Genomic DNA, 2548 nt, shown 5'->3' with positions numbered 1-2548 from the left:
CAGTGACACCAATTGGGCCGCCCGGTCCCCGGCGCCGATGCGCCAGCGGATCACCCTGGGGTCGAACATATTCCACTGCACGGCTGGCTGGATGGTGATGCCCACCCGACGGCGCGAGGCCACCATGCCCATCGACTCCAGCACCCGGATCGCTTCCCGCGCGACGCTGCGCGACACCCCATGCTCGGCGCTGACACCGTCGAGGTTGAGTACCTGCCCAGGCGCCAGGTGGCCGGACACGATCCCGGCGCCGAGGGCGTCGACAAGATTGGCGTGCAACTCTCCGACGTTTGGCGGCGCGGTCACAGATACATCCTGCCATAACTGGAGGTTAAGAACTAAAGAGCATATCTTATCGATATCTACTTGCAATCGTATGATCATTAGGGAATGCTGTGTGGCGTCCAGCACAACAGAGTAGGTAGAGGATATGAAATCACCGATAGTCGTTATGGGGGTGTCCGGCTCGGGCAAATCCACCGTGGGCGCCGCGCTGGCGCAGCGCCTGCGTGTGCCGTTCGCCGACGCCGACGATTTCCATCCCGAGGCCAACGTCGCGAAGATGTCGGCCGGTCACGCGCTGAACGACGAGGACCGCTACCCGTGGCTCGAGATCTCGGGGAGTGGTTGGCCGAGCACCGCGACGACGGCGGTGTCATGAGCTGTTCGGCACTCAAACGCAAGTACCGCGATCAACTGCGCAAGCACTGCCCACAGGTCCGTTTTCTGCATCTGAGCGGGTCACCGCAGGTCATCGGTCGCAGACAGGCCAGCAGACCCGGGCATTTCATGCCGGCCTCTCTGCTGGCATCCCAGTTCGACACCCTCGAGCCGCTCGAAGCGGATGAACACGGCGTCGTCGTCGACGTCGATCAGGACATCGACGCCGTCGTCGAGAACTATTTGACTCGCTCCACCGAACAGGAGAACTGATGACCTTCATGATGGGCGAGGCGATCACGATCCTCGCCGACGACGCCCCCAAGCTCGCCGAACCTGTCGCGTCCGGTTGGCAGCTGATACTGGCTTTCCTTGCCGGTATCGCGGTGATCGTCGTCTTGATCACCGTGGTCAAGCTGCACCCGTTCCTCGCGCTGATCTTCGGCGCGTTGACGGTCGGCATCGTCGCGGGTGAGGACCTGCAGAAGGTGTTGAAATCCTTCGCCGACGGGTTCGGCTCGACGGCGGCCGGCGTCGGCATCCTGATCGCGTTGGGCGCGATGTTCGCCAAATTGCTGGCCGACTCCGGTGGTGCCGATGAGATCGTCGACACCATCGTCGGGCACGCATCGCCGCGTGCCCTGCCCTGGGCGATGGCGCTGGTGGGGGCGATCATCGGATTGCCGATGTTCTTCGAGATCGGCCTGGTGCTGCTGATGCCGGTGATCTACCTCGTTTCGCGCCGCTCCCAGCTGTCGCTGATCACCGTCGGAATCCCCGCTCTGGCCGGCCTGTCCGCGATGCACGGATTCGTGCCCCCGCACCCGGGCCCGCTGACCGCCATTGGCCTACTCAACGCCGACCTGGGCATCACGCTCGCCCTGGGTGTCGCGGTGGCGATCCCGACGATCATCGTGGCAGGCCCGCTGTTCGGGAAGCTGGCCGGGAAATGGGTCGTGGTCGAAGCGCCCCACACCTTCGACCCGGACACCTTTGCCGACGAGGGCGGTAACGGTGGCACGCAGGTGCGCACCGAGGGCGGTGGCACGCAGGTGCGCGAGGAGCCCGGTAGCACGCAGGTCCGCACCGAGCGGCGCCGTCCCTCCTTCGGCATCACCCTGTTCACCGTGCTGCTGCCGGTGGTGTTGATGCTCGGCAAGGCCCTGGTCGACATCTTCATCGACGACGACACCCAATGGTTCCGGCGGATTTTCGACACCGTGGGTACCCCGCTGCTGGCGCTGCTGATCGCGGTGATCGTCGGCATGATCACCCTCGGCCGGGGCGCCGGCATGACCCGCAAACACCTGACCATGGCCATCGAGTCGGGACTGCCGCCGGTCGCCGGAATCATCCTGATTGTGGCCGCCGGCGGCGGCTTCAAGCAGGTCCTGGTGGACAGCGGTATCGGCACGCTGCTGGCGCGGTGGGCCGAGGGCGCCCACTTCCCGGTCATCGTGCTGGCCTGGATCCTCGCGGTGCTGATCCGCCTGGCCACCGGTTCAGCGACCGTCGCCACCATTACGGCCTCGTCGCTGATAATCGGCCTGGTCGAGGGCATGAGCACGGGCCAGGTCTCGCTGGTGGTGCTCGCCGTCGGCGCCGGCTCGCTGTTCTTCTCACACGTCAACGACGCCGGATTCTGGCTGGTCAAGGAGTACTTCGGGATGACCGTGGGGCAGACCATCAAGTCGTGGTCGTTGATGGAGACCCTGTTGTCGGTGAGCGGACTGGGCGTAGTCCTGCTGCTGGACCTGGTGATCTGACGGACTGCTGACCTGGTGATCTGTACCGATCACCAGGTCTGCCCTTGACCACCTGCGTGCGGAGCACACGTGCGGTGCACACATCGGCAGCGGGCCGAGTTCGATCGGCTGTTGAGCAAGGC

At 65.0% G+C, this 2548-nt stretch carries 2 protein-coding genes and 1 pseudogene; 2 read left to right on the top strand and 1 reads right to left on the bottom strand.

From position 1 onward, the window contains the following. Nucleotides 1-306 (bottom strand): FadR/GntR family transcriptional regulator (locus tag VFW69_RS11860; protein ID WP_526501404.1); only part of this gene is annotated, 306 nt, incomplete at its 3' end. Between the two features lie 124 nt (nt 307-430). Here VFW69_RS11860 and VFW69_RS11855 point away from each other — a divergent pair. Continuing rightward, nucleotides 431-933: pseudogene (locus tag VFW69_RS11855) on the top strand (gluconokinase). Between the two features lie 11 nt (nt 934-944). After that, the gene (locus VFW69_RS11850; RefSeq protein WP_526501406.1) at nt 945-2426 is read left to right on the top strand and encodes a GntP family permease; all 1482 of its coding nucleotides are present in this window, start codon (nt 945-947) and stop codon (nt 2424-2426) included. Nucleotides 2427-2548: the final 122 nt, after the last annotated feature.

Origin of the sequence: Mycobacterium sp. (genome assembly GCF_036273375.1) — a bacterium.
Lineage (GTDB): Bacteria > Actinomycetota > Actinomycetes > Mycobacteriales > Mycobacteriaceae > Mycobacterium.
Note: the sequence above shows the minus strand (reverse complement) of the source record. Positions and strands in the feature narration are given on the sequence as shown.